Annotated in this window: 19 protein-coding genes and 3 pseudogenes; 4 read left to right on the top strand and 18 right to left on the bottom strand. The window is 72.0% G+C overall.

Annotation, left to right across the window (positions count from 1 at the left end; translation table 11 throughout):
* Together ACFY2Z_RS04695 and ACFY2Z_RS04690 are read right to left on the bottom strand one after the other, a co-directional pair.
* Positions 1-402, bottom strand: coding sequence for a tautomerase family protein (locus tag ACFY2Z_RS04695; protein ID WP_390742710.1), 402 nt, complete (start codon positions 400-402; stop codon positions 1-3).
* A gap of 19 nt (positions 403-421) precedes the next feature.
* Positions 422-847 (bottom strand): nuclear transport factor 2 family protein, encoded by a 426-nt coding sequence (locus ACFY2Z_RS04690; protein WP_390742709.1) that lies wholly within the window; start codon positions 845-847, stop codon positions 422-424.
* A gap of 132 nt (positions 848-979) precedes the next feature.
* On the opposite strand from ACFY2Z_RS04690, the gene ACFY2Z_RS04685 reads away from it, so the two are divergent.
* Positions 980-1,444 (top strand): winged helix-turn-helix transcriptional regulator, encoded by a 465-nt coding sequence (locus ACFY2Z_RS04685; protein WP_390742708.1) that lies wholly within the window; start codon positions 980-982, stop codon positions 1,442-1,444.
* 18 nt (positions 1,445-1,462) lie between these two features.
* On the opposite strand, the gene ACFY2Z_RS04680 is transcribed toward ACFY2Z_RS04685, so the two are convergent.
* From ACFY2Z_RS04680 to ACFY2Z_RS04650, 7 genes and pseudogenes are all read right to left on the bottom strand, one after another.
* Positions 1,463-2,839, bottom strand: coding sequence for a glycoside hydrolase family 43 protein (locus tag ACFY2Z_RS04680; RefSeq protein ID WP_390742707.1), 1,377 nt, complete (start codon positions 2,837-2,839; stop codon positions 1,463-1,465).
* A gap of 237 nt (positions 2,840-3,076) precedes the next feature.
* Positions 3,077-3,355, bottom strand: a pseudogene (locus ACFY2Z_RS04675) (NUDIX domain-containing protein); the annotation flags it as partial.
* Positions 3,352-5,367: an ABC transporter ATP-binding protein gene (locus tag ACFY2Z_RS04670; RefSeq protein WP_390742706.1), complete on the bottom strand. Its 2,016-nt coding sequence runs from the start codon at positions 5,365-5,367 to the stop codon at positions 3,352-3,354. The pseudogene ACFY2Z_RS04675 and the gene ACFY2Z_RS04670, both read right to left, overlap by 4 nt.
* A 337-nt stretch (positions 5,368-5,704) precedes the next feature.
* Positions 5,705-6,598, bottom strand: a complete 894-nt coding sequence (locus ACFY2Z_RS04665) for an aminoglycoside phosphotransferase family protein (RefSeq protein WP_390742705.1) — start codon at positions 6,596-6,598, stop codon at positions 5,705-5,707.
* 364 nt (positions 6,599-6,962) lie between these two features.
* Entirely contained in the window at positions 6,963-7,631 is a 669-nt protein-coding gene (locus tag ACFY2Z_RS04660; RefSeq protein ID WP_390742704.1) for an RraA family protein, read from the bottom strand.
* A 95-nt stretch (positions 7,632-7,726) separates the two neighbouring features.
* Complete coding sequence (locus tag ACFY2Z_RS04655; RefSeq protein WP_390742703.1) at positions 7,727-8,629, bottom strand: M56 family metallopeptidase; 903 nt, start codon at positions 8,627-8,629, stop codon at positions 7,727-7,729.
* Positions 8,626-9,033, bottom strand: a complete 408-nt coding sequence (locus tag ACFY2Z_RS04650; RefSeq protein ID WP_390742702.1) for a BlaI/MecI/CopY family transcriptional regulator — start codon at positions 9,031-9,033, stop codon at positions 8,626-8,628. Before ACFY2Z_RS04650 ends, ACFY2Z_RS04655 begins: the two co-directional genes overlap by 4 nt.
* A gap of 251 nt (positions 9,034-9,284) precedes the next feature.
* Here ACFY2Z_RS04650 and ACFY2Z_RS04645 point away from each other — a divergent pair, with 251 nt between their 5' ends.
* The 3 genes from ACFY2Z_RS04645 to ACFY2Z_RS04635 all read left to right on the top strand — a co-directional run bounded on the left by ACFY2Z_RS04645 (position 9,285) and on the right by ACFY2Z_RS04635 (position 12,863).
* Positions 9,285-10,805, top strand: a complete 1,521-nt coding sequence (locus ACFY2Z_RS04645) for a hypothetical protein (protein WP_390742701.1) — start codon at positions 9,285-9,287, stop codon at positions 10,803-10,805.
* The gene (locus ACFY2Z_RS04640; protein WP_390742700.1) at positions 10,802-11,794 is read left to right on the top strand and encodes a YbhN family protein; all 993 of its coding nucleotides are present in this window, start codon (positions 10,802-10,804) and stop codon (positions 11,792-11,794) included. Before ACFY2Z_RS04645 ends, ACFY2Z_RS04640 begins: the two co-directional genes overlap by 4 nt.
* A gap of 148 nt (positions 11,795-11,942) precedes the next feature.
* Entirely contained in the window at positions 11,943-12,863 is a 921-nt protein-coding gene (locus ACFY2Z_RS04635) for a hypothetical protein (RefSeq protein WP_390742699.1), read from the top strand.
* Here the strand turns inward: ACFY2Z_RS04635 and ACFY2Z_RS04630 are convergent.
* From ACFY2Z_RS04630 to ACFY2Z_RS04590, 9 genes and pseudogenes are all read right to left on the bottom strand, one after another.
* Positions 12,844-13,105: pseudogene (locus tag ACFY2Z_RS04630) on the bottom strand (sensor histidine kinase); the annotation flags it as partial. The gene ACFY2Z_RS04635 and the pseudogene ACFY2Z_RS04630 overlap by 20 nt on opposite strands.
* A pseudogene (locus ACFY2Z_RS04625) lies at positions 13,105-13,275 on the bottom strand (DNA-binding response regulator); the annotation flags it as partial. The pseudogenes ACFY2Z_RS04625 and ACFY2Z_RS04630, both read right to left, overlap by 1 nt.
* A gap of 39 nt (positions 13,276-13,314) precedes the next feature.
* Complete coding sequence (locus ACFY2Z_RS04620) at positions 13,315-13,965, bottom strand: phosphatase PAP2 family protein (RefSeq protein ID WP_390742698.1); 651 nt, start codon at positions 13,963-13,965, stop codon at positions 13,315-13,317.
* A complete protein-coding gene (locus ACFY2Z_RS04615; protein ID WP_390742697.1) occupies positions 13,962-14,624 on the bottom strand; it encodes a DedA family protein in 663 nt (220 codons plus the stop codon). Before ACFY2Z_RS04615 ends, ACFY2Z_RS04620 begins: the two co-directional genes overlap by 4 nt.
* Before the next feature lie 183 nt (positions 14,625-14,807).
* Entirely contained in the window at positions 14,808-15,230 is a 423-nt protein-coding gene (locus tag ACFY2Z_RS04610) for a molybdopterin-binding protein (protein WP_390742696.1), read from the bottom strand.
* 267 nt (positions 15,231-15,497) lie between these two features.
* Entirely contained in the window at positions 15,498-16,586 is a 1,089-nt protein-coding gene (locus ACFY2Z_RS04605; protein ID WP_390742695.1) for an ABC transporter ATP-binding protein, read from the bottom strand.
* 79 nt (positions 16,587-16,665) lie between these two features.
* A complete protein-coding gene (locus ACFY2Z_RS04600) occupies positions 16,666-17,517 on the bottom strand; it encodes an ABC transporter permease (RefSeq protein ID WP_390742694.1) in 852 nt (283 codons plus the stop codon).
* Positions 17,514-18,353 (bottom strand): molybdate ABC transporter substrate-binding protein, encoded by an 840-nt coding sequence (gene modA, locus ACFY2Z_RS04595; protein ID WP_390742693.1) that lies wholly within the window; start codon positions 18,351-18,353, stop codon positions 17,514-17,516. The genes ACFY2Z_RS04600 and modA overlap by 4 nt, the downstream gene beginning before the upstream one ends.
* A gap of 182 nt (positions 18,354-18,535) precedes the next feature.
* A complete protein-coding gene (locus ACFY2Z_RS04590; RefSeq protein WP_390742692.1) occupies positions 18,536-18,934 on the bottom strand; it encodes a molybdopterin-binding protein in 399 nt (132 codons plus the stop codon).
* Positions 18,935-19,014: the final 80 nt, after the last annotated feature.

The following is a 19,014-nucleotide window of genomic DNA, read 5'->3' as shown; positions in this document are numbered from 1 at the left end:
TCACCAGCGGGGGGCGCCTTCGGCGAGCTGGAGTTCGCCCCTGCCGAAGGAGAAGTTCTCGTTCGGGACCGGAATCAGCGCGATGAAGATGTCGTCGGGCGAGATGCCGAGTGCCTCGACCACCAGCTTGTTGATGGCAGCGCTCACGGCCTTCTTGTCCTCCAGGGGACGATGAGCCCCGAGAAGCACCGTGATGATCATCGCGTCACTGCTGCGCTGCATACCCATGAACGTCGGGTCCAGGAACAGTTCGCTGTCACCGTGTTCGCTGATCACGATGAAGCGGTCGCCCTCGGGGATGCCGAGTGCCTGCACCAGGGACTGGTTGAGTGCATCGGCGAGGGCGCGCTTCTGGTCCGGCGAGAAGCGGTCGGCGGGGATGTGAGCGTTGAAGACGGGCATGAGGTTCTCCGTAGTGAGGTCAGGAAGCCGCCGACGGGAAGGTCCGAAGGCCCTCGATCACGTCACGGCCCTTGGCGGTGTCCGCGTACAGTCGCGCCTCCGTGATCAGCCCGTCGGAGCAGGTGAACAGCAGGCAGTGTTCGTTTTCCATGGTGCGTCCGTTCTTCGCCCTCGCCCTGGCCGTGACGGGAACTACGACGTGTGACCCGGCGTCGAGCACCGCGTGCGCGTCGTAGTTGAAATACTCGTAGTAATGGTCGAAGAGGTCCTGATAGAAGGCGACAAATCCTTCGCGGCCGTGGAATGTGCCGCCATAGGGCAGCGACGTGGGGAAATGGAAAACCACATCCGGTGACATCAGGGCCACCAGGTCGGATGAATCGTTCTCTTCGAATCCGAAATAGGCTCGTCGGCAGGCGTCCACGATCGCCTGGTTGCGCGACATGTTTCCTCCTGCTGGGGACGGGGCCGGGAGTGGGAGGTGCGGCGACGAATCGGTCAAGGCTAAGTCTTCATCTGGAACCCAGGCGGCGTCAAGGCTGAGTTCCAGATGGCGACCCTGGCGTATTCTGAGGTCATGGAGTGGGGAGAACTTGATCTGGGCAACTGCAGCGTCGCCGCGACCCTGGCCCTGGTCGGCGAGCGGTGGACGCTGCTCATCCTGCGCGAGGTCTTTGCCGGGCTGCACCGCTTCGACGAGATCGCCGACCATCTCGCGATCTCCCGTCGGGTCCTGACCGAACGCCTTCGGCAACTGGTCGACGCCGGCTTGCTGGAACGCCGCAGCTACCAGGAAGCCGGGCAGCGCTCCCGCCACGAGTACCACCTGACGCCCCAGGCGCACGACCTGCAGTGGGTGCTGGCCGCCCTCCTCCAGTACGGCGACGCCCATCTCGGCGACGGTGCGGGCGGCGCGCCCGTGGTGCTGCGGCATTCCGGCTGCGGCGGCCCCGTCCATGTCGAGCTGCGCTGTTCCTGCGGGCACGAGGTTGCCGGCTCGGAGGTGGAACCGGCCTTGGGCCCGGGCGCGGTCAGGCTGTAAGGGCCTTGCCCTCCGCCATCAGTACCCGACTCGGAAGGTCGCGTCCTGCCGGTCCGTGGCCGTGGAGATCGGGTCGATGCGCAGTACGTAGTCGGAATGGCGGATGTAGCGGGTCGGGAAGTTGTACGACCGGAACGATGCCCAGCCCGAGTCCGCCAGGCCCGGTGTGCGGTAGAAGGTCGCGTCCCCGGCGAACGTGGACGTGCCGTCGTCGGCGTCCAGTCGGAGCTCGTAGTCGTAGTGGCGGAGGCGGCGCGTCGGGTAGTTGACCGACTGGAAAAAGACGCCCGCCGAGTCCGCGAGGCCGGGGACCAGTTTCCATTCCGAGTCGAGATACGGGTCGATCGGGTACTCGTCGATGCGGCCGACGAAGTCGGCATGGCGGAGGTAACGGGCCGGATGATTGTACGACTTGAGGCGGTTGCTGCTCGGAGTTCCCCAGTGCGCCAGGAGTTCGCTGTACTCGGCCGATGTGATCGCGCGGATGCCGCAGTGCTTGGAGTTGACCGGCTGGGTGTAGGTCTTCTGGTCCAGCGCGGTCCAGGTGCCCGTCGACAGATCACCGGACTGCCAGACGTAGAAGACGCCGTTGGGCGTGTAGGTGTCTCCGTAGAGGTACCAGGTCGTGGACGTCAGGGACTTGACCAGCTCCGGGGCCTCGGTGCCACCGTGCGAGACAGCCGTGCTGAACTCCGTGAAACTTCCCGGGTCGAGCGACGTGGAGCGCGCGCCCACCAGCGTCTGGTTCTTCTTGAAGTACAGGTAGTTGACGCCGCCCACGCCCACCGTCATGTCGCCGTCGATCACGTCGTAGCCCGGGTCGAAGAAGATCTGCGGCTCGGAGGCGGTCAGGAAGTCGGTGGTGTGGTTCACCATGATGACGTTGTGGCCGGAGTCGTCGACGGCCGAGTAGATCACCGCGTACGTGCCCCGGCTCGCGTCCCAGAACGCCTCCGGCGCCCAGGCGTGGGTGTTCATGTCGTGCAGTTTCAGCCGGTGGTAGCCGGTGAAGGTGCACAGGTCGGTCGAGAACCATACGTGGATGTACTGGCTGACGTACGTCCAGTCGGTGCCCTTGAGGTCGGTGGCGAGAACGACGAACGTGCCGTCCTGCCTGCGCAGGATGAAGGGGTCGCGCAGCCCGAGGTCGCCCTCTGTGGGGGTGACGACGGGGTTGTTCTGGTTCAGCGGCGTCCATTCCAGCCCGTCCTGGCTGACGGCCAGATGGAGGCCGTAGTCCGTGCCGTCGCCGAGACTTGTCGACTCGGTGAAGTAACACATCACGTAGGCCGAGTCGGCTGCTCGTGCGGTCCCGGCGCCGAGACTCAGCGCGCCGGTCACGGCCAGGGGAGTGGCGGCCGCGAGGCCGAGAAACCGACGGCGGGAGGTGGCCATGCGTGCTCCAGGGGGTGTGTGGGGCCCTTGAGGGCAACGGCGATGGTCGGTATATCGAACATGGTTCGGTCAACCGTTCAGAAAGTAGGGATCGGGCATGTGCGCGTCAATCGTCTCGGTCATCTTTGGTGATTCCTGTGGGACGAGACCGACGCCGGTCTGAACCGTTCGGCCAGATCCGGCCCGGTCGGCCCGTGGGCGTGGATGTGGAACTCCGAGCGCCGGTCGGCAGGTGGTCCGGGAGTGCCCGCCGGGGCCGCGGTGGTGCACGACGACGGCGGCGCGCACGTCCGCCGGGTCGATGACGACGCCGGTCTCCTCCCGGGCCTACCGCACCAGAGCGGCGACGACATCCTCGTGCGGGCCGTCCAGATGCCCGGAGGGCAGATGCCACGGCCCGGCGGCGTACACCTGCCCCGCCCGCCGCGACAGCAGGACCTCCGGACCGTCGAGGGTGTCCCCGCGCAGGATCAGATGGACATCCAGCGGCTCGGTGTGCCGTTGCACTCCACTCACGAGGCACCTCCGGAGCGCCGGGCGGTCGGCAGCGGGGTGTCCGCCGGGGTGGAGAGGCCGAACTGGGCGGCCTGGGCGGTGTACATGCCCTGGTACACCCCTTTCTGCCGCGCCATGAGTTCGTCGTGTGTGCCCTCTTCGGCGACGCGCCCCTCAGCCAGGACGTAGATCCGGTCGGCCTTCGCCGTGGCGGCCAGGCGATGGGTCACGAGCACGACCGCGTGGCCCTGCTCGGCGAGGGACCACAGTCCTTCGAACGCGGCGATCTCCGCGTGCGGGTCGAGCGCGGAGGTCGGCTCGTCGACGAACAGGAACGGCGCGCCGCGGTACAGGCTGCGCGCGGTGCCCAGCTTCTGCCACTGCCCGCCGGAGAGCTGGACACCCCGCTCGTAGCCCTTGAACACGATCGAGTCCCAGCCGTGGGGCAGGCCTTCGACGAGGGTGAGCACGTTCGCGTCCTGCGCGGCCGTCCGGACCCGGTCCATGTCCCGGGGGCGGTCACCGGCGCCGATTGCCACGTTCGCGGCGGCGGTCATCTCCCAGCGCGGGAAGTCCTGGGCGAGCAGGCCCACCGCGGCGAAGACACCGGCACGGTCCGCCTCGCGCAGTTCGACCCGGGCGCCGTTCCCGTCCTCCCACCACACGTCTCCCTCGGCGGGCAGCAGCAGCCCGGCGAGCACCTTGGTCAGGGTCGTCTTCCCGGAGCCGTTCGCGCCCACCAGCGCGGTCACCTCGCCCCGGCGGACCGTGAGGCTGACGTGCTTCAGTGCGGGAACATCGGCCCCGGGGTAGGTGAACGACACGCCCTGTACGCGCACCCGGTCCACGGCGGCAGGCAGCGCGGTGCCCGCCGCCGGGATGGCGTGTCGGCCCGCCACGTCGACGGCGGTCTCGGTGTCGGTGAGGAACAGCAGTTCCTCGTAGAGCCTGTTGACCTGCTGGACGAGGGAGGTCAGGCGCGCGGTCGAGGTGCGGATGGCGATGACCGCGGTCCCGCCCACGGCGAGCGGCAGCCCACCGCTCGACAGCAGCCACCACAGCAGCCCGTAGCAGGCGAGCGACGCCAGACCGGCGAAGACGCCGGCGACCAGATCGGTGGAGGCCTGGGCGCGGGCCAGCCGGCGCTGCTCGGCCTCGGTCAACCGGGACATCTCCTCATAGCCGGCCAGCAGTTTGGTGCCGGCCGCGTGCACGCGGATCTCCCCGGCCGCGTGCGGACGGGTCAGATAGGCCAGCAGAGAGGCGATCGCCCGCCGGTGATCGACCCAGTTCAGCCGCGAGATGTAGTCGCGGCGTGCGGAGCGGACGGCACCCCACCCCTTGGGAAGTGCGATCGCCAGCAGCATCGGCAGCAGCGCCCAGTGCAGCGAGGCCAGCACGACCGCGGCCGCGGCCATCCCGATGAGCACGTTGCCCACGCCCACCGAGAGCCGCAGCATGTTCCGTGCGGAATCGGTGCCGAACTTCCCTGCCTCCAGGATGCGTTGGACCTCGGGCCGCTCGGTCGCCTCCACCTCGACGCGGGTGACGGCCGCGTAGTACCGGCCGGACACCGCCCGCTCCACCTGCGGCTCCAGCCGGCCCGACATCGCCGTCGACCACGCCGACAGCAGCGCCGCCGTCACCGCGGTCGCGCCCAGCAGGACCAGCGACGGCAGGGCGTCACGCAGTTTGTTCGGGGTCGGGCCGTCGGCGAACAACTCGGTGAGGACGCTGTTGACCGCGACGAGCCCCCATGCCGACGTCACCCCCTGGCCGAGCTGGGCCGCCACGACTCCGGCCAGTGCCCGCGGGTCCGTCTGCCATCCGGTGCGCAGGACCATGCCCATCATGCGGGGCAGGGCGGTGGCCATGTGCCCGAACGACAGCCGGGTCAGCGGGCCTTCGTGGCGTACGAAGGAGTGGTCGTAGCGGAGTCGGCCGCCGTACAGCTCGCGTTCCGCGTTCGAGATCCTGGTGTCTTCGGCTTTCGTGTCCGGCAGCGTGTCGCCGCCCGAGCCGGTCGTCGTCAATGTGGCTCCTTCGAGGTCGTGGCGGTGTCGTCGGGCTCAACGAGGCGCCCCCCGGTTTCGAACGCGTGTTTTTCGGTCGCTCTGCGGATCCCGTCCTCAGGGGGTTCGCGAAAGGTGCGGGATGCACGGGGCTTTGCTCCACAAGGGCGCCCGGGGAAAGCGGGGTTGGCCGAAACGCGGCGGTCCTCCGCGGCCGGCCGGTGGGCTCAGGGACGCTGGTGGTCGCCCCCGACGAACAGCAGCAGCGCGGATCAGGGCGGTAGGCGGGGTGCACGCAGGAGGTGGTGGGGCGCGGGGCGGAGCCGGGGCATCGGTCGGGCCCCGGCTCCGGCCTGGCTCAGCGCTGTCCGGGCAGGGTCAGCAGACGGGCCAGGGTGGTACGGCCGCGGGTGGTCGCCCCCGCGTCGTCGTGGAGCGCGCCCCGGGCGATGGCGCTCGCCGCGTCGAGGGCGGAGAAGCAGCGCAGCGCGGCCTCCTCCTCGCCCGTCAGCGGGCGCCCGAAGCCCTCGAGGAACGCCGTCCGCAGCTCGGGCCACCGCGTCCAGGGGCCGCAGTCGAGCCGGACGAGGTCGGCGACCGCCGCGTGCGGGCGGGCCCGCTCCAGGCCGACCACCGCGAGCGCGCCGGTCGCGCAGTCGTACAGCCAGTTGTGCTCACCGAAGTCGCCATGGGCGTATCCGACGGGCAGCGGGCCGAGCAGCGACAGCCCGACGGCATGGCGGCGGACGACGTCCCGCTCCAGTGCCGTGATGAGGTCGCCGGCGCGTTCCAGGTGCGCCTCGGCGTCGGGGACGGCGCGTTCGACCTCGGCCCGCGCCTCGGCGCGGTCCCGGGCGGTGAGGTCCCGGGCGTCGCCGTGGAATCGGCGCAGCCACGCGCCCGCGCGGCGGTGCAGGGCACGGCGCTGCCCGGGGGTGAGGGCGACGGCACCCACGGGGCGGCCGGGGACCGCGGTCAGCAGCAGGGCCTGGTGGTGAGCGTCGGTCTCCAGCAGCCGTGGCACGCTGTCCCGCTCCAGCGCGGGGGCCGCCTCGCGGTAGGCGCGGGTCTCGCGGGCGTAGCACGCCGGTGTCGGTGCGACCTTGAGGTAGGCGCGGCCGTCGTCGGACGTGAGCTCCCAGACCTGGGAGGCGGTACGGGGCCGGGAGACGTCCCGCACGGATCGGACGGGACCGACGACACCCTCGGCCCAGGCGGTCAGGGTGGGTGGCAGCGGGGCGCGGACGGTCATGCCTCCCTCCTCGGTGCCGGACGTGATGAGGAGGAGCGGACGGCGGCACGGGCCCGGGCGCGGACGTCAACTCCGCGCCCGGCGGCGTCGAATCGGAGGGGCCGATTCTCGAACACGGGGTGAGCGGCGGCAGGGGCGGGGAGGGGGTTCATGATTCCTCCAGGGCTCGGGACGATGCGGGCAGGATGCCGAACAGCCGCCCGAACAACCGCGCCGATCATGAACTCGTAACGGGTACCCGGGAGCGAATTCTCGGACAAAGATTCGGGTGACGTGCTCCGCCGCAAGCGGCCCTAGGGGAACGATGTGCGTGAGGTCGTTCGATTCCCCCGCGTGGTGGCGAGTGACCCCGCCGGGCGATTGCTCACACGCCGGTTGACGGGGTGTCAGCTTCGGCGTGGTCCGCGAAACCCCGCTCGGCCAGCAGGGCGTCGATCTTCGCCCGGTGCGCCTTCTCCCAGGCGTCCAGGGTTTCGTCCGCCTCCTTGGCCAGCTTCTTCCGGGCGGCGGCGAGTATCTCCTCGCGGCGGTCCGCCGGGACCACCACGACGCCCCCCTCGTCGGCCACCACGATGTCCCCGGGATGCACCTGCACACCGCCGCACCGCACCTCGGTGTTGAGGGGTTCCACGGCGTTCTTGGCGCCCGGGATGGGGATGACGCCCCGGGCGAAGACGGGGAAGCCCCGCTCGCGCACCTCCGCGAGATCGCGGATGACCCCGTCGGCCACGAACGCGGTGACGCCCCGGCGCTGGGCGACGGCGCAGACGTTGCCGCCGGCCAGGGCGTGGTCGACGTCCCCGGACTCGACGACGATGACCTGGCCGGGCCCGGCACGATGGATGGCCGCGTGCAGCATCAGGTTGTCGCCGGGAGCGCAGCGCACCGTGAACGCCGGACCGGCCACACGCGGGGTCCCGGGCCACAGCGGGCGGATGCCGATGTCCATGACCTGTGCACGGCCGAGCAGATCGGCGAGGGTGGTCGTCGGGACGTCCCGGAACCCGTCGCCGGATTCGATGATGTCGCTCATGAGATCCCTCCGTTCGAGTGGATCATCGAATCTACGCCCGGCGCACGGCGGCGGAACAGACCGCGCACATCTGCGCGCCGGAGATGCCGGCCGGGTCACATGAACAGGTGCGTGAGCAGTCGCAGGAGATCGCTGGTGGCGTCCGCGGCCCCCAACGCCGGCAGTGCCCCGAGCGCCAGTGTCGTCGCGGCGAGCGGCCACAGGTGCGGGGGCGGAGCGACCTGGAGGGCGGCGATACGGCGGCTGACCGCGCGGTCGGTGAAGTGCAGCGCGCACGCCGGTGCCCGGCGGCCCGCGCTCAGCGCGGCGCGCGCGAGGGCCCGGGCCGTGGTGGAGCGGTCGCCGACCGCGTCGGCCGCCTCTTCGTCCGCCCAGCGTTCGACCAGGAACGCGACCGTGGCGCGGACGGGGGCGAGCAGCGGGTCGGCCGCGGTGGCGAGCGTCACGGCGGTCACCAGCAGCGCGTGCCGGTGGCGCAGATGGGTGCGCTCGTGGGCCAGCAGTACACGGCGCTCGGCGGGTTCGAGGGCGCTGAGCATGGCCGAGGTGACCAGGATCCGGCCCGGTGCGCCACCGCTTGCGGGGATGGCGAACGCCTGAGGTACGGGTGAGGCGGCGACGATCAACTCGGTGTCCGGCGGATGCCCGGCGCACAGGCCGCGCAGTGCGCGCCGGGTGAGACGCTCGGCGCGGACGGTGCGGTACACCCGCACGGCGACCAGGACGAGGGCCAGTGCGGCGGCCACGGCGACCGTCCCCGGGACCGGGTCGGGCAACCGGTGGCCGTCGGCGCGGGCGTCCCCCACGACGGGCTGGGCCCGGTCGATCAGGGTGACCGCGAGCAGGAGCAGCGACCAGGTGGTGGCGGCCGCGGTGAACACGGCGGACGCGGTCAGCACCCGGGCCGCCAGCGCGGGCGCCACCCGCCGGCCGACCACGGGACCGACCACGGCCAGCAGCAGTGAGAGCAGGATCGGGAGGTAGACGTCGATCTTCATGCGGCGCCCCCGTTCGGTTGCCGGTGTGCACCCCCGCCCAGGAGTTCGCGCAGGGCCTGCTCCTCCTCGGGGCTCAGTCCGGTCACGAACTGCTGGAGCGTGGCGATCGGGTCGGGCCCGCGGTCGAGGGCCTCGTGCATGGCCTCGGCGGTGAGCTGGGCCGCGTTCTTGGCAGGGCGGTAGGCGCCGCGCCGCCCGTCCACGTCGCGCAGCACGAGGCCCTTGTCGTAGAGGCGCTTCAGGATGGTGTGCACGGTGTTGTAGGCGAGGCCGCCGCCGATGTCGGCCTGGATCTCGGCGGGGGTGAGCGCCAGCTCGGTGGCCCACAGCGTGGCGAGCACCTCGCTCTCCAACTCGCCGGCGCTGCGCCGTTCCGCCCTGCCCTGGGGGCCTCTGCCAGCCATGCCCGCAACCTTACAGCGCGTAGGGAAGCCGCCTGTACCAGCGGTGGAGGCCGCCGGGTGCGACCCGGATCACCCGTTCGGCGCAATGCGATCCACTGTGACCGGTGTGGCGAGCCGCTCGGCCCTGCAACGCCCCTCCATCCGGGATAACTTGTCCGTGTTTTGCCGACTTCATTCCCGACTCACGCCGTCACCCTACGGCTTGTAGGGTGTGAGGCCCCTACGGTCTGTGGGGAAGTGAGGGGTGGGCCGTGGCCAACAGCTCGAACATCGCGCTCGCAGGAGTCCGCCGGTACGCCGGACCGTCGGTCGCCGGCACCTCGTGGCGCGACCGCGGCCCGGGACTGATCGCCGTGGTGGCGAGCGCCTTCACGCTGGCCCAGCTCGTCCTCGTAGGACCGGGCATGGGACTCGGCTGGGACGAGACGGTGTACGTCAGCCAGGTCAGCGCCCACGCCCCCGCCGCGTACTTCAGCGCACCGCGCGCCCGGGGCATATCCCTGCTGGTCGCGCCCGTCACCCTGTGGTCATCGTCCACCGCGCTGCTCCGGGCCTATCTGGCGGTGCTGGCCGGGGCCGCCCTGTACCTCGCCCTGCGCTCCTGGCGCGGGCTCTTCCCGGTCCGGGTGCTCGTGTTCGGCGGAGCCCTGTTCGCAAGCCTGTGGATCACCCTGTTCTACGGCCCGCAGGCCATGCCCAACTACTGGGTCGCGATCGGCGCCCTGGCCGGTACCGGCTGCTTCCTGCGCGCCCACGCCGACCCGACCGACCGGGCGGCTGTGTGGGGGGTCGCCGTGAGCGCCGCGCTCATGGCGTGGATGCGGCCCACGGACGCCCTGTGGATCGCCACGCCCCTGCTGGTCGTGGTGGTGTTCCTGCGCCGGTGGCGGCGCCGCGCACTGCTGTACGCACTGCCGGCCGGGCTGGTCGTCGGGGCGGCCGAGTGGATCACCGAGGCGTATGTCGCCGACTACGGGGGTCTGGTGCGGCGCCTGTCCGAGGGCTCCCGGATCCAGGGCGGCCTGGGCTGGGACATCGCCGTCGCCGACCAGTTGCGCAGTCTCGCCGGACGCGCGCTGTGCCGCCCGTGCACCGGCCCGCTGCCCAACCCCGCGGTGACCGCCTGGTGGTTCGCGCTGCCCCTGCTCGCCGTGCTCGCGGCCTTCGTCGCGGTCGGGGACCGGCGCCCGGCCCGCACCCTGGTGCCACTGGCCTGCGCGGCGACCGCGGCCTTCCCCTACCTCTTCCTCATCGGGTACGCAGCGCCCCGCTTCCTGCTCCCCGCCTACGCCCTCCTCGCGATCCCGGTCGCCGACGGCCTCCTCGATCTGGTCACCGCACCGGACGGCCGATGGCGTCCCCTGGTCGGGTCACTCGTGGCGCTCGGGCTGGCGGGCCATCTGGTGGTGCAGTTCACGGTCCTGCACCGCACCGTGGCCCGCACCGACGCCGATCGCCACGGCTGGTCCCGCACCGTCGCCGAACTGCACCGGCTGGGCGTCCGCCCGCCCTGTCTGCTCACCGGGAACGACTCCGTCCCGATCGCCTTCTACGCCGGCTGCTCCTCGGCGGCGACCAGCGGCAGCAACACCAACAGCACCCCCGCCGGCATCACACGCGCCGCACAGCGCATGCCCGTCGCCTTTCTGGGCACCTCCACGGGCCGTCCACCGGCGTACACCCATGGCTGGCCCGCCCACTCCTTCGACGGTATCCGCCTGTACATCGCCCCCAGGACCAGCCCCTCGACGGCCCCGGGCGGACACCGATGACGCCGCCGACGACCACGAGGGCGAGCTCCGCGGCCCCCGAGACCCCCGAGACCCCCGCGGTGGCACCCGCCCGGCCACGGGTCCTGTCGGCACACGCCTCCTGGCACGCCGCGGTCACTCTCATAGTGCTCATGGGCACCGCGCTGCTCGCCCGGCGCCACTGGCCCGTGATCGAGGCGGGCGCCGCCCGGCTCGCGGGCGCCGACCCGGGCTGGCTGCTGCTCGGGGCGACGGCCGCGGCCTCGACCTGGGCCTGCTCGGCCCTCGCCCAGCAGGGCGCGGTGACCGAGGCACTGCCCGGCGGACGGCTGGTGGCGGCACAGTTCGCCGCCTCCGCCGCCAACCATGTGCTGCCCGCGGGCCTCGGCGCGGGCGCCGTCAACGTGCGCTTTCTGACCCGCTGCGGACTGTCCGTGCCCCGCTCGGCGACCGCGCTCGCGGTCAAGGCCACCGCCGGGACCGTGGCCCGCGGCGCACTGATCGCCGTCCTCGCCCTCGCCGGCCCCGGACTGCTGCGACTGCCGCGCGTCTCCCCGACCGTGGTGACGGCGGCACTGCTCGCGACCTCCGCGCTTCCGCTGCTGCTGCTGTCCGGACCGCTGCGGCGCGCGGTGCGCACCGTGGCGGCGGACGTGCGGGCCGTGCACCGGTTGCCCGCCCGGGCGGCCGCCCTGTGGGGCGGGTCCCTGGCCTTCCCCTCGCTGCACGCGCTGGTGGTCATCGCGGTCACCTGCTCCCTCGGCCTGCCCGTGCCCCCGGAGCGGGTGGCGCTGGCCTACCTCGCGGCCAGCAGCGCGGCCGTCCTGCTGCCCACCCCGGGCGGCATCGGGTCCCTCGACGCCGCACTGGCGCTCGCGCTCACGCTCGCCGGAGTGCCCGGCAGCGCGGCGGCCTCCGTGGTCCTCGGCTACCGGCTGCTGACGGTGTGGCTGCCGCTCGCCCCCGGCCTGGTGGTGCTCGGCCTGCTCGTACGCCGCAAGGCCCTGTGATCCGGCGGGTGCCGGGCGGCAGCCAGGATTGGCTCAAGTTCCCGGTGGCAGCGTCGGGGCCCCATGAGCCGGTCGTCCCCACCGTAGGCGCGGGGCGCTCGCCATGGACGAGTGCCCCGCGTCGTCGCACGAACAGGAGTGTCCGCACATGGAGAAGACGAAGAAGTCCGCGACCCGCACCGGCCCCGACGGCGAGAAGGTGCGACAAGAGGCGCTGAAGAGCGTGGTGAAGAAGCTCCCGGAGGTCACCCTGGCCTTCTGGATCATGAAGATCGCGGCGACCACCCTGGGCGAGACCGCGGGCGACCTGTTCTCCCAGACCCTCGGACTGGGCTACTTCCTCACCACCGTCGCGCTGTTCCTGGTCTTCGTGGTGACCCTGGTCGTCCAACTGCGCTCCGCCCGCTACAACCCCTTCTTCTACTGGACCGTCATCCTGTCGACCAGCATGGCCGGCACCACCATGTCCGACTTCATGAACCGCGACGCCAGTGCCGCGTACCTGTCCAACGGCGCCACCTCGCTCGGCTGGGGCCCCCAGGGCCTGGGACTCGGCTACCCCGCCGGAGCCGCACTCCTCGTCTCGGTCCTGCTCCTCATCTTCGCGATCTGGAAGCTGACCGGGATGACCTTCCGAATCCGCGACATCGTCAGCCTCCGGGGCGAGGCCCTGTTCTGGTCGGCGATCCTCGTCTCCAACACGCTCGGCACCTCGATGGGCGACTTCCTCTCCGACAGCTCCGGCCTCGGCTACGCGGGCGGGGCGCTGCTCGTGACCGGTCTGCTCGCGGTGCTCGTGCTCCTGATGCGGGTCCCCTCGGTGCCCAACGTGCTGCTGTTCTGGATCGCCTTCGTCCTCACCCGCCCGCTCGGGGCCACCGCCGGTGACTTCCTCACCAAGCCGGTCGCCAAGGGCGGCCTGGCCCTCGGCACCGCTGGCTCGTCCGCCGTGCTCCTCGCGGTCCTGTTCGGTCTGATGGCCTACGCCCACCTTCAGGAACGCAGGCGGGGTGCCGCGCTCGCGCCGGACACCGGCGGGAGGGAGCCGGTCACCCAGCGGGCAGGCTGACCACGAACCGTGCGCCCGGGCCGTGCCCCGGATCGTGGTGCACCTCACCGCCGAACGGAGCGGGCCAGCCGTCGCGCCGGCGGCAGCCCCAGACCCGCTCCGCCGTGCCCGTCGTCCGGGTCGGCCCGCTGCCCCGGCTGGAAGAGCCGCCCGGCGAACGACTCCGGGACCCCGGGGCCGTCGTCCGTGACGTCGATGCGTACGCCGTCACGCGTGCGCCGGGCCTCCACCGTGATGTGCGCCGCCCGTCGGCATCGGGCAGCCCGATGTCCAGGACGGCCGCGGAGACTCCGTCGCCGGCCGGCCGCAGCGCGGTCGCGCCGTCCGGAGCGGCCACGGTGTCGTACTCCTCGTCCCGCAGACCGCGCAGCAGCACGTCCCGCAGCGCGTGGTCGTCCTCGACGTCCAGGATCTTGTGGCGCGTGGTTCTCCGTGGCTCGCCACCCGTGGACTACGTGGGGGTGCCCACCTGCTCCGGGGCGGCTTCGGGTGCCGATGCGGACGCCGTGAGCAGGGGGCGCAGCCGCGTGGTCTCCAGGCGGCGGGCCAGAGTGTCCGGGCGGCTGCTCAGCGGGATCATCGTGACGGAGGCGACGAGGGCTCCGACGACGAACCCGGCGATCACGTCGTGCGGGTAGTGGGCGCCGATCCACACCCGGGACGCCGCCATCGCACCGGCCGCCACCAGCGCGACGTAGCCGATCCGGCGTGAGACGCATATGAGGGCGACCGCGGCCGCCGCGGCTATCGCCGTGTGGTTGCTGGGGAACGACCAGTCGCCCGGCGCCGGGCACGCCTCCAGCGTGACCACGTGCAGGCTCTGGCAGGGGCGGTCCTCACGGACCAGCAGCTTCACCACCGAGTTCGCCGCGAATCCGAGGAGGACCACCAGCGGTACCGCCAGGGCGACCAGGGCCGAACCCGGGCCGGCGCGGCGTGCCCGCCACCAGGCGGCCAGCATCAGCACGGCGAACACGCCGAGCCCGTACGTCGACCAGGCGGAGACCAGGGAGTCCAGCCAGGAGGGGGCGCGGTGGGCCAGGTCCACCACGTCGGTGTAGGCGTCGCCGTCCACGGACGAGCCGTCGAAGGCGTACATCATCCGCGGACCCCCTCCTTCGCGGCACGGCGGGAGCGCAGCAGCTCCAGGGCGAGCGGGATCAGCGAGATCGCGACGATCACCGCGATCATCGGCAGCAGATATCTGTCGACGTTCGGCACCGACGAACCCAGCGCGTACCCGGCGAGGGTGAGGCCGAGGCTCCACACCAGACCGCCGGCCACCTGCCAGACGGTGAAGGTCCGCACGGGCACCTGCAGCGCGCCGGCCATCGGGTTCAGCACCGTACGCACCACGGGGACGAAGCGGGCCAGGACGATCGCCTTCGCGTGGCCGTACCGCTCCAGGAGCTCCTCGGCGCGCTGTGCGCCCTCGTGCAGCCGGGCCGAGCGGCTGCGGGCGAGCAGCGCGCCGCCGGCCTTGCGCCCGAGCAGATAGCCGCACTGGGACCCGGCGAGCGCGCCCACGGCAGCCGCGACGAGCAGCGCGGGCAGCGACAGCTTCACGCCGTGCTGCCCGGAGCCGGTGCACAGCAGGCCCGCCGTGAACAGCAGGGAGTCGCCGGGCAGGAAGAAGCCGATCAGCAGGCCCGTCTCGGCGAACATCACCACGCCCACGCCCAGGACGCCGAAGGCCGCCAGCAGGGACTGGGCGTCCAGCACGTTCACCGCGAGCTGTGAGCCCAGGGACAGGGATGTCATCGTCGCGAGCCTTTCCGTACAGGAGGCCGGGCGCGACGGGGCGCCCGCCCGGCAGCTGACTACAATCATGTAGACCGTCTACTGAACTGTAGACGAGAACCGGGCGGCAGGCGTTCCCTCGATCACCGTCACGAGTGAAGGGCACGGCACGCGGCTCGTGGACATCGCGCACCGTCGGTGCGCTCAGGGGGTGGCGAGCGAGATCTCCGTCGACTTGATCAGGGCGACGACCGAGGAGCCGGCCACCAGGCCCAGATCGTCCGCGGCGTCCCTCGTGATCACGGCCGTCAGGGTGCCGCCGCCCACGATCGTGACCTTCACCGACGCCATCGCCGCGCCTGTGGTGACGTCGTCGACGGCACCGGGGAGCTGGTTGCGGATGGACATGCCCTCCATCGCGGCCGTGGCGAGCGCGACCTCCGTGGACTTGACCAGGGCGGACACGGAGGCCCCGGGGGCGAGGTCGAGCTCGTCGACGGCCTCCGCGGTGATGGCCGCCGTGAGGTCCTGACCTCCCGCCAGTCTCACCTTGACGGTGGCCATGACCTCGCCCGGGGTGACGGATGTGACGATGCCGGGCAGCTGGTTGCGGATGCTCAGGTTCATGGGCGCGCCTCGCGGGAGGTGGGGGAGTGGGGAACGCGGCGACATGTGGCGAAAGGTCGGATTCCGTTCCGACGGACCCACCGTAGCCGGAGTCCCGGGCGGCGCTCGCACGGCGCGTCAGGCGGGAAACGCGTACGGCGCGTCAGGCGGGAAACGCGTACGGCGCGTCAGGCGGGAAACGCGTACGGCGCGTCAGGCGGGAAACGCGTACGGCGCGTCAGGCGGGAAACGCGTATGGCGCGTCAGGCGGGAAACGCGTACGGCGCGTCAGGCCGGATACGCGTGCGTCTGCGCCGCCTTCACCGTCGCCCAGACCGTGGCGCCCGGCTGCAGACCGAGTTCGGCCGCGGCGACGGTGGTCAGATCCGCGGCGAGCGGGAGTTCACCGATGAGGTCGGCGCGGATCTGGTCGCCATGGGTCTCGAGCCCCGCGACCTCGCAGCGCCACAGGTTCCTCGCGCTGGAGCCGCCGGGCCGCTCCCGGTACAGGGTCACGGAACTCGGCGGGAACGCCACGAAGGCGGGCCCGGCGAGCTCCTCCGTGGTGGTGATCGCGGGCCCGGAGCCGAGCCGCACGATGTGGCCGTCGGCGTGCCCCCGGTAGAGGTTCAGGCCGACCAGCCGCGCGATGTAGTCGGTGCGGGGACGGCGGGCGATGTCCCCGGGGGCACCCTCCTGGACGACACGGCCGTGCTCGATCACGACCAGCCGGTCGGCGAGCACCATCGCGTCCAGCGGGTCATGGGTGACCAGCACCGCGACCGCCTCGAACCCGGCGAGATGACGCCGGAGCTGGGCGCGCACATCGAGCCGGGTACGGGCGTCGAGCGCGGCGAGCGGCTCGTCGAGGAGCAGCAGCCGGGGACGGATGGCCAGGGCGCGGGCCAGGGCGACACGCTGGGCCTGGCCGCCGGACAGCCGCCGGGGTTTGGCGCCCGCGTGCTCGGCGAGGTCCATGCGCTCCAGCCACGCGGCGGCCTGCCGACGCGCCTGGGCCCTGGACGCGCCCCGGCAGCGCGGCCCGAAGGCCACGTTGTCCAGCGCGGTCAGATGCGGGAAGAGCAGATAGTCCTGGAAGACCACACCGACCGGGCGGGACTCCGGCGGTGTACGGTCCAGGGTCCTGCCGTCCAGGCGCAGATGGCCGCCGGTGAGCGGGACGAGACCGGCGAGGGCGCGCAGCGCGGTGGTCTTGCCCGCGCCGTTCGGGCCGAGTACGGCGATGACGTCGCCCGGCGCGGCGGACAGCGTGACGTCCAGCCGGAAGGAGCCGCGGTGGACCACGAGCCGGGCGTCGAGGCCCTCCGCCCGGCTACCGGCCTCCCGAGCGGCCGTGGTGTCGTCGATGTCGGTCATCCCGGGCCCGCCCCTGCTGTCGTACGCCCGTGGGACATGGCAGGCCCGCCCGGTTCCTCGTACGGCGTGCGGCGGCCGGTCATGACGCCGTCATCCAACGGTCCCGCAGTCCCGCCAGGACCGCGATCGACACCGCCAGCAGCACCAGGCTCAGCGCCATCGCCGCCTCCGGGTCGTCCTGCAACGCCAGATAGACGGCCAGCGGCATCGTCTGGGTACGACCGGGGAAGTTGCCCGCGAAGGTGATCGTCGCCCCGAACTCGCCGAGGGCCCGGGCCCACGCGAGCACCGCGCCGGCCGCGACGCCGGGCGCGACCAGCGGCAGCGTGACCCGGCGGAAGGCGGTGAAGCGGGAGGCGCCGAGCGTCGCGGCGGCCTCCTCGTACCGCGGATCGGCCGCCCGCAGGGTGCCCTCGACACTGATGACCAGGAACGGCATCGCCACGAACGCCTCCGCCACCACCACGCCCGCCGTGGTGAACGGCAGTGTGATCCCGAACCATGCGTCCAGCCACCGCCCCACCACCCCGTTGCGCCCGAGTGCCAGCAGCAGTGCCACACCGCCCACCACCGGGGGCAGCACGAGCGGCAGGGTCACCAGGGCCCGTACCAGACGGCGCCCCGGGAAGTCCGTACGTGCCAGCAGCCACGCCAGCGGAACGCCCAGCACCAGACTCAGCGCGGTGGCGGCGGTCGCGCTCAGCAGGGACAGCTGGAGCGCCTGCCACACCTCCGTGCTGGTCAGCTGGGCGGGCAGGGCGCGCCACGGGGCCCGTATCAGCAGGGCCACCAACGGCAGCAACAGAAACGCCAGGCCGGCCAGCGCGGGCAGCAGCAGCGGCAGCGGCACCCCCGGCCCCCAGGCACGCCCGCGCCGCGGCCCACCCGCCAGAGGGCGGGCCGCGGCGTCGGAGGCGTGGGTGGGCGTCACGGCTGGAGGAACCCGGCCTCGGTCAGCACGTTGCGGCCCTCGGCGGACTGGACGAGGGCGATGAACGCCTTGGCCGCCTCGGCGTTGGGCGCGTTCTTGAGCAGGGTGATCGGGTAGTCGTTGACCGCCTTGGCGGACTCGGGGAACTCCACGCCCTCCACCTTGTCACCCGCCGCCTTCACGTCGGTCTTGTAGACGACCGCGGCGTCGGCCTCCTTCAGCTCGACCTTCGTCAACGCGCTCTTGACGTCCTGCTCGTACGACACCGGCGTGAGCTTCAGCTTGCTCGCGTCCAGCGCCTTCTGCGCGGCGGCACCGCAGGGGACGGTCTTGTCGCACAGCGCGACCTTGAGACCGGACTTGGTGAGGTCCTTGAGGGAGGCGACCTTGGCCGGGTTGCCGGGCAGGGTGGCGATCTCCAGCTGGTTGCGCACGAAGGTGACCGGGGTGCCGGCCGCGTCCTTCCTGTCCGTCACGATGGCCATGGTCTTGGGGCTGGCCGCGGCGAAGACGTCGGCGGGGGCACCGCCGGTGATGCTCGCGGCGAGGGTGTCGCTGCCGCCGAAGTTGAAGGTGACGTGGGTGCCGGGGTGCTCCTTCTCGAACTGCTTCCCCAGCGTCGTGAAGCTCTCCTTGAGGGAGGCGGCGGCGAAGACGGTGACCGTGCCGGACAGCTTCGTCGACGAGGACGCCGAGGAGCCGGAGGAGTCCGACTTCTTGGTGGAGTCGGAGCCCGAGTCGGACGAGGAGGAGCAGGCGCTCAGTGCCAGCAGCGCGGCGACCGTCGCGCCGGTCACGTGCAGCATCCGGCGGTTGAGGCGCACGGAACGGGTCATCACGGATGCACTCCCTTGGTTCGTCGCGGGAGAGATCCCCCGGACCCCTCCGATACGCCGATCATACTGACGCAGATGCCATCCGTAAGTCTGCTGTGGCATTGCATGAGCTGGGTGATCGCCCTTAAAAGCCCCGCATGTGCGTTTCTACGGAGTCTCGTCCCCGCCGGGAGGTCACGGGGTCATGCGCGGTCGATGTGCACGTTCGTCGACTTCACGCGCGCGGTGGCCTCCATTCCGACCTCCAGACCGAGTTCCTCCACCGCCTCCCGGGTCAGGAGCGAGACCAGGCGGTGCGGCCCCGCCTGGATCTCCACCTGGGCGGCCACGTCACCGAGCTTCACGGCGGTGACGATCCCAGGGAAGGCGTTGCGGACGGAGGTGTACGAGGGGGCGTCCTCCTCGCCCGTGCCGCCGCGCGCCAGCTCCACCGAGAACGCGGCCAGGTCCCTGCCGTCGATGACCCGGCGTCCGCCCTCGTCGCGACGGGTCGCCACCTTGCCCGCGTCCGCCCATCGGCGTGCGGTGTCCGGGCTCACCCCGAGCAGACGGGCGGCCTGCCCGATTGTGTAGGACTGCATGGGCGCCACGATAGGCGTCCCGGTCGCCCCGGCCGCAACACGCCCCGGACGGCCCCGGGCGCGCCGGATCTGCGGGATTC

This window comes from Streptomyces sp. NPDC001222, from assembly GCF_042896945.1.
Lineage (GTDB): Bacteria > Actinomycetota > Actinomycetes > Streptomycetales > Streptomycetaceae > Streptomyces > Streptomyces gibsoniae.
Note: the sequence above shows the minus strand (reverse complement) of the source record. Positions and strands in the feature narration are given on the sequence as shown.

Coding starts and splice junctions, on each gene's coding strand:
- ACFY2Z_RS04695 (WP_390742710.1), bottom strand. CDS start 402: ATGCCCGTCTTCAACGCTCACATCCCCGCCGACCGCTTCTCGCCGGAC.
- ACFY2Z_RS04690 (WP_390742709.1), bottom strand. CDS start 847: ATGTCGCGCAACCAGGCGATCGTGGACGCCTGCCGACGAGCCTATTTC.
- ACFY2Z_RS04685 (WP_390742708.1), top strand. CDS start 980: ATGGAGTGGGGAGAACTTGATCTGGGCAACTGCAGCGTCGCCGCGACC.
- ACFY2Z_RS04680 (WP_390742707.1), bottom strand. CDS start 2,839: ATGGCCACCTCCCGCCGTCGGTTTCTCGGCCTCGCGGCCGCCACTCCC.
- ACFY2Z_RS04665 (WP_390742705.1), bottom strand. CDS start 6,598: ATGACCGTCCGCGCCCCGCTGCCACCCACCCTGACCGCCTGGGCCGAG.
- ACFY2Z_RS04660 (WP_390742704.1), bottom strand. CDS start 7,631: ATGAGCGACATCATCGAATCCGGCGACGGGTTCCGGGACGTCCCGACG.
- ACFY2Z_RS04655 (WP_390742703.1), bottom strand. CDS start 8,629: ATGAAGATCGACGTCTACCTCCCGATCCTGCTCTCACTGCTGCTGGCC.
- ACFY2Z_RS04650 (WP_390742702.1), bottom strand. CDS start 9,033: ATGGCTGGCAGAGGCCCCCAGGGCAGGGCGGAACGGCGCAGCGCCGGC.
- ACFY2Z_RS04640 (WP_390742700.1), top strand. CDS start 10,802: ATGACGCCGCCGACGACCACGAGGGCGAGCTCCGCGGCCCCCGAGACC.
- ACFY2Z_RS04635 (WP_390742699.1), top strand. CDS start 11,943: ATGGAGAAGACGAAGAAGTCCGCGACCCGCACCGGCCCCGACGGCGAG.
- ACFY2Z_RS04620 (WP_390742698.1), bottom strand. CDS start 13,965: ATGATGTACGCCTTCGACGGCTCGTCCGTGGACGGCGACGCCTACACC.
- ACFY2Z_RS04615 (WP_390742697.1), bottom strand. CDS start 14,624: ATGACATCCCTGTCCCTGGGCTCACAGCTCGCGGTGAACGTGCTGGAC.
- ACFY2Z_RS04610 (WP_390742696.1), bottom strand. CDS start 15,230: ATGAACCTGAGCATCCGCAACCAGCTGCCCGGCATCGTCACATCCGTC.
- ACFY2Z_RS04605 (WP_390742695.1), bottom strand. CDS start 16,586: ATGACCGACATCGACGACACCACGGCCGCTCGGGAGGCCGGTAGCCGG.
- modA (WP_390742693.1), bottom strand. CDS start 18,353: ATGACCCGTTCCGTGCGCCTCAACCGCCGGATGCTGCACGTGACCGGC.
- ACFY2Z_RS04590 (WP_390742692.1), bottom strand. CDS start 18,934: ATGCAGTCCTACACAATCGGGCAGGCCGCCCGTCTGCTCGGGGTGAGC.